General features: G+C 35.2%; 5 protein-coding genes. 2 read left to right on the forward strand and 3 right to left on the reverse strand.

Annotation, left to right across the window (positions count from 1 at the left end; all coding sequences use genetic code 11):
• Together KBI38_07695 and KBI38_07700 are read left to right on the forward strand one after the other, a co-directional pair.
• Window positions 1–1,178: methyl-accepting chemotaxis protein (locus KBI38_07695; GenBank protein MBP8629937.1), on the forward strand; the 1,178-nt coding region annotated here is incomplete at its 5' end.
• A gap of 163 nt (window positions 1,179–1,341) precedes the next feature.
• Window positions 1,342–3,312, forward strand: a complete 1,971-nt coding sequence (locus KBI38_07700) for a methyl-accepting chemotaxis protein (GenBank protein MBP8629938.1) — start codon at window positions 1,342–1,344, stop codon at window positions 3,310–3,312.
• A gap of 36 nt (window positions 3,313–3,348) precedes the next feature.
• On the opposite strand, the gene KBI38_07705 is transcribed toward KBI38_07700, so the two are convergent.
• The 3 genes from KBI38_07705 to KBI38_07715 all read right to left on the reverse strand — a co-directional run.
• Window positions 3,349–4,614, reverse strand: coding sequence for a VanW family protein (locus tag KBI38_07705; GenBank protein MBP8629939.1), 1,266 nt, complete (start codon window positions 4,612–4,614; stop codon window positions 3,349–3,351).
• A gap of 203 nt (window positions 4,615–4,817) precedes the next feature.
• A complete protein-coding gene (locus KBI38_07710) occupies window positions 4,818–5,630 on the reverse strand; it encodes a PRC-barrel domain-containing protein (GenBank protein ID MBP8629940.1) in 813 nt (270 codons plus the stop codon).
• A gap of 87 nt (window positions 5,631–5,717) precedes the next feature.
• Window positions 5,718–6,514, reverse strand: a 797-nt coding sequence (locus KBI38_07715) for a hypothetical protein (protein ID MBP8629941.1), incomplete at its 5' end; no start/stop codon positions are given.

The following is a 6,514-nucleotide window of genomic DNA, read 5'->3' on the forward strand; positions in this document are numbered from 1 at the left end:
ATGAAAAGGACTTTATCTTTGCTAATGGTATTTTTATTGCCATTATTATCATAGCGGTGATTATCGGCTCATGGTTAGCGATGTTCATTTCCAATAGAATTGTTAAAAGATTGAATGATGTTATAATCTTTTTGGAAAGATTGGCAAAAGGGGACTTTTCCATTAATGTATCAGCACAAAGTTTAGCTGATAAGAGTGAGTTTGGGGATGTATCGAGAGCTGTTGATGTAATGAATAAAAATATTAAAGCATTAATTAAAAAAATTGCTGATATGGCTGAACAATTAGCGGCGTCCTCTGAAGAATTAACCGCTAGTTCGGAACAATCTGCGCAGGCCTCTAATCAAGTAGCAATTTCTATTACTGAAGTGGCGCAAGGGGCGGAAAATCAACTATCATTAGCTCATAAGGCTAATACGGTTGTTGATCATATTTCTAATGCCATCAGACAAGTGGCAGGAAATACTGAAGTAGTCTCTAATTCTGCCGGTGAAACAGCCGGTACAGCGAAAAATGGTGAAGCTTCAATTAAAGATGCGGTAACGCAAATGAAGACGATTGAGGTTAAAACTAATGCGACAGCAACAGTGATTGGTGAACTGGAAGATAAATCAAAACAGATCGGTCATATTGTTGAGGTTATTTCCGCTATTGCCGGACAGACTAATTTATTGGCATTAAACGCAGCAATTGAAGCAGCGAGAGCCGGTGAGGCTGGACGTGGTTTTGCAGTGGTGGCAGAAGAGGTTAGAAAATTAGCAGAGCAATCTCAAGATGCAGCAAAACAAATTACTACGTTAATTAGTGAGGTTCAAAGCAAAACTGATAGTGCGGTAACTTTTATGCATGATAGCAAAAAAGAAGTTGATACCGGGGCGGGCGTTGTTGCCGAAGCCGGTCGAAACTTTAATGAAATCTATCAAAAAGTAAGTCAAGTTGCCGAGCAGGTTCATGAAATATCAGCGGCAATTGAAGAAATTACTAGTGGGACGAATGAAGTTGTGAACTCGGTTAAAGAAATTGATGTCGAAAGCCAAAAAACAGCAGAACAAACTCAAAATATTTCCGCTTCAACCCAGGAGCAATCAGCTTCGATTGAAGAAATTGCTTCAGCTAGTCAGCATTTAGCAAAATTAGCAACGGATTTACAACATGAAATAGGAAAATTTAAAATATAATTAATTTTTAAAAAGCCATGACTACTAGCTAGTCGTGGCTTTTTTTGGGATATTTCAAACATTAGTTTGAAATATCTTGAAAATAGTTTAATTTTCTGTAAAATAAGTTATAATTAAAATTAATGAATAAATTCGGCAAGATAATTTAATAGGGGGGATAAATATGAAATTGCGAATGAAAATGTTAGTATTTATCGTAGTTCCGGTTGTTATTTTAACGGCAGTATCAAGCTTTTACTCGTATTATCAATCAAAAGCGGCCTTGGAAAAACAAATTATGGACACCAGTAATGCCCAAATAAGTTATTTTAGTCAGGAATTAAATCGTGATTTAATCGTCAGAGAAAGTGTTGTAAAAAATTTAGCGGCTATTTTTTCCAATAAAGATCTTAGTACAGAAGAAATGTTGAGCTTAGTAACGGCGACAAAGAAAGGTGATCCTTCGTTAGCTGAAGTTTTTGCCGGAATGGCAGACGGCAGAGGAATATTTGATAATTGGACACCACCGCCAGAATGGGTGCCATCGGTTAGACCGTGGTATAAAGAAGCAATCAAAGGTGATACCGTCGCGTATTCTCCAATTTATGAAGATCTGATAACGAAAGATTTACTGGTTACAGTTGGTCATCCAATTTATCGTAATGGACAAAAAGTTGGGGTTGCAGGAATTGATATTTCGTTAAAACCGATTTTAGCAAAAACGGAAAATATGAAGACCGGTGAAACTAGCTATACCTTCGTGTTAAATTCAGTCGGCGATTTTATTACTCATCCTAAATATCAAAAAACTGACAACATTGCTAATATAAATAATGAAGAATTATATAATTTTTATCAAACTGTTTTAAAAGATGGGATTGCAGTAAGAACAATTAAAGTTGACGGTGTTGAAGAGGTTGTTAGAGGCAGTAAAATCGGTAATACCGGTTGGGTTATTGCCAACGCAATAGATGTTAATGAATTGTATGCACCGGTTAAAAAGATGATGGTGACTCTTGTTATTATGGGCGTTATAATCATCGCATTGTTAGTAGGGGTAATTAGCACGTTCACTCTTAATATCTCAAAAGCAATTGACCAAATGAAAGACTTTGCTAATAAATTAGCTGAAGGTGACTTTGCTAAATGTGAGTTTAATATTAATCGAGAAGATGAAATTGGCTCGCTCGGCAGAGCCTTAGTGAGTATGAGAGACAGATTAAGAGATGTTATTTCTAAAGTTAGTTCTTCGGCACAAATGGTTGCGGCTTCTAGTGAGGAATTAACTGCAAGTTCAGATGAATCTTCGCAATCTTCGGCACAAATTATTAAGGTAATAACTGATGTGGCGATGGGCGCAGACAAACAAGTTCTGTCTGTAGAAACCGCCTTAGGAACAGTAGAGCGAATTGTTAAAGAAATTGATAATATGTCGAAGTCTTCGGCAGAAATGGCCGGAAAAGCTAGTGAAATGGCTGAAAAGGCTGGCGTTGGTAATCAAATTGTGAACAAAGCAATTGGACAAATGGATTCGCTGGGGAAATCAGTTGATACTTCCAGTGTTTTGATTGGTCAATTAGGCGAAAGATCGAAAGAAATTGGCGAAATTGTTAATACCATCTCGGGTATTGCCGGACAAACTAATTTGTTGGCGCTTAATGCGGCGATTGAAGCAGCTAGAGCCGGTGAACATGGTAGAGGCTTTGCGGTTGTTGCTGATGAAGTAAGAAAGTTAGCAGAGCAATCGCAAGTATCGGCAAAACATATCTCGGAATTAATAGGAAAAATTCAAAATGATACACAAAGCGTTGTTAAATCAATGAATGTTGGCACAACTGAGGTAAAAGCCGGTGCTGAGGCGGTTAATAATGCTGGCACAATTTTTAGAGATATTTATAAAATGATTGGTGAAGTAAATAGAGAAATCATTGCAACACAAAAAGCGGTAGAAGAGATGATTAAAGCTAGCAATGAAGCTGATGTAGCAGTAATGGAAATAGAAGAAATCAGTAAAAAAACAGCAGAAGGTACTGGTACTGCTTCGGCGGCGACAGAAGAGCAATCTGCAACTATTCAAGAAGTGGCAGGAGCAAGTAGAGCCTTAGCTGAATTAGCACAAGAATTACAAAAACTTGTTAATAGCTTTAAGATTTAAAAAAAGAAGCACTTTGCAAAAATTTTGCAAAGTGCTTTATTTTGGTTTTGATACAGCAATTGGTGGTGGTATTGGTTGAGTGCCAACCCTGATGGTTTTTTCCTCAGGTTCAAAGACGTCATTGTGCAATAAAAATTTGCTTGTTACAATACCGTCGACACTAGTTATTTTATAAGCTGAAACTTTATAGCCTTGGGCACCAGGAAAATCAATAATTTCAGTGCCTAAGGGTAAGGTTGGATCTTGGGTAATAAGTGTTGTTGGCTCTAGGACTGCATCAATTTCGGAAATGATATTGATTTTTTCAGTACTTAAATCTTCTTTATTGCCTAAAAGATAGATGCTAAGAGTGTCATTACTAATTTGCGTTACTATATAGAGAGCATGATTTTTATTGTTTTTAAATTTAAAATCAATGAGACCGTTAGCCACTGTTGCATCTAAGCCGATTGGCACGTAAGAAGGCGGTCGAAAATGAGATAAGCGTTCTACTATCTCCAGATTTGCTAATAAAGCTACATTATATAACGTGCTGGTTACTTGGCAAACTCCACCACCAATATCCGGGACTAGTTTCCCATTGATGAAAGAAGGAGCCTCTTTAAATCCGGCCGCAGCAATTCTTGGGCCAACTATTTTATCAAAAGAAGCAATTTCGTTAGGATGTAACAAAATATTATTTAAGCTTTGAGCAGCTAGCTTGATATTAGTATTGCGGTTTTCGGCGTTTAAATTGAAATTAGTATGATACATAGCTAAAATAGTATCGATTTCTTTTAATGAAGCTGTAGTTATTTTAGGATTATCAATTTCAACGGTTAATGATAGCTGTTTTGGCAAGCCCAACTTTAAAGTATTAATATTTATCAATGTTTTTAATTTTTCTAAGTCGATTTTTTGACCGATTTGTTCGGGATTATTAATTATAACATTGTCTTTAACACTCAAGGTTGCATTAAGTGCCGGCTTATTGATTTCATTGGCGATAGCAATTAGTTTTTGATTTAATTTTTCTTCGCTTAATGTTAAAACATAAGGAACTTTAAATTCACTATAGAGTGCGGTTATTCGATCTAACATTCTTTTAGCCATAGGAGTACCTGTTCGCCCAACGTTGTAACTATTATGAGCTGTTTGAATAATATCTATTTTCAAGTCGATATCATCGGCTGTTATTTCCCAAGTTTTATTATTGTAATTTAAAGTGATAACAGGTTTATCTTTGATTTTTGTGGCTAAATTATAATCAAGATTGGTTATTGCAGAGTCGACTGTTAGTCCACCTAAAGAGATATCATCCACGATGATACCTTGAAATATTCTATCTGATACTTGTAAAAACATATTAGAAGATATTAAACCAATAGAAGAAAATAAAATTATAATGCAAAAAAATATTATTAATTTGGAAGTTTTGCTTAGGGTACTATATTTTAATATAAAGCATCCATCCTTATTTAAAAACCCCTGCCTTAGCAGGGGTTTTTTTTGTAATTATTTGAATATTACTGAATATTCATTGATAAATCAACAAATTTTCCGGCTAATTTCGCTTTTTGCAACACTTCTTCAGTGATATCTGCACCTTGCTCAACAATTACTACACCGCTATCTGTTGTTATTGTTCTACCTGCTTTTTTACCTAATAAAAATTTACGGTGACGATCATCAACCGGTTTTTCTTCAGCTTGAACTTCTTCCTCTTCGATAGTTTCTTCAATGACAGTTTCAACAACTTCTTCGACTTCTGGAACAATTACCTCTGCAACTACTGGAGTAGGTTCTTCAATTATCGGTTCAGTAATAACAGTTTCTACAGCCATTGCAGCTTTAGTTTCATTAATAATGCTATTACCACCATCGGAATTGATAATAGTAACTTGTTTACCAAATGTTGAAACTTGTTCAGCAGTTATTTCACTGGAAGCTCCTGATGAAGTTTCAATTAAACATTTCGAAATAGCACCGGCTTCATCAATAATAAGCTCAGTAATTTTGCCATGGATTGAACCACTTTTTGTAATTACTTTTGTGCCAATAATTTTGATATTATCAACTAATAATGGCTCAAATTCGCTAGCATCATTTAACTGTAAGATATCACTGCTGTTATTTATAATAATTGCATCTTCACCGATTGCACTAACGGCTTTAAATGGCATTACTTTAACTCCGCGATACCAATCTTCATCCTCAATTACTAGTGCTGCAACAATTCCTTGCTCAGCGTCAATTACTAATGATTTACTTACGCCTAATTCGCGACCTTCGGTAATACTGATAATTGGCAATCCTAACATATCGATACTTTTTTTCATGTATAATCCTCCTACTTTTCTTTCAAAGACTTTGCAATTTTCAAGAACATTAAAAATTGCAAAGTCTTTGAACACATAATTATATTTTTATAAATTTTGATTTTTTTCGGCAAAATCCTTCTCAACAATAGCTAAAATTTCAGGACTAATTTCCTTGAATGGTAATTTTGGCAGATTGTAACTTGTTAAAGTAGTTTTTAAAATGCTTAAATAAGTGATAGTGTTAGAAAACTGCTTTAGTAAATAAGAATCTGTTTTTATTATATTTAGCATTAAAGCTTGTTGATAAATTTCAATTGCTTCCGCATATAAGCCTTGCGCTTTTAAAATATTAGTCATTTCGATAATAATAAATGGCGCATAATCATTTTCTTGATTGTTAAACAAAGCTTTTTGCAAAGCTTTGAAAGCTTTGTCTGGACTTGAATCTTTATATTCAGTTGCTAAATCTACTAACTCATCCATATCATCAGTGGTGAAAACATCATTATCACTTAGTAAGACGTAGTTTTCGTTGATATCTGCAATATCATAAGTCTCGATAACAGGCTCATCAACTAGTTCGTTGCTAGCCTCAGTCTCAATAATAGGATCATCAACTAGTTCGTTACTAGCCTCAGTCTCAATAATAGGTTCCTCAACTACTTCGTTGCTAACTTCAGTCTCAATAACAGGCTCATCAACTAGTTCGTTACTAGCCTCAGTCTCAATAACAGGCTCATCAACTAGTTCGTTACTAGCCTCAGTCTCAATAATAGGTTCCTCAACTACTTCGTTGCTAGCTTCAGTCTCAATAATAGGCTCATCAACTAGTTCGTTACTAGCCTCAGTCTCAATAATAGGATCCTCAACTACTTCGTTGCTAGCTTCAGTCTCAATAATAG

The sequence above is a fragment of the Negativicutes bacterium genome (assembly GCA_018052945.1).
Lineage (GTDB): Bacteria > Bacillota > Negativicutes > JAGPMH01 > JAGPMH01 > JAGPMH01.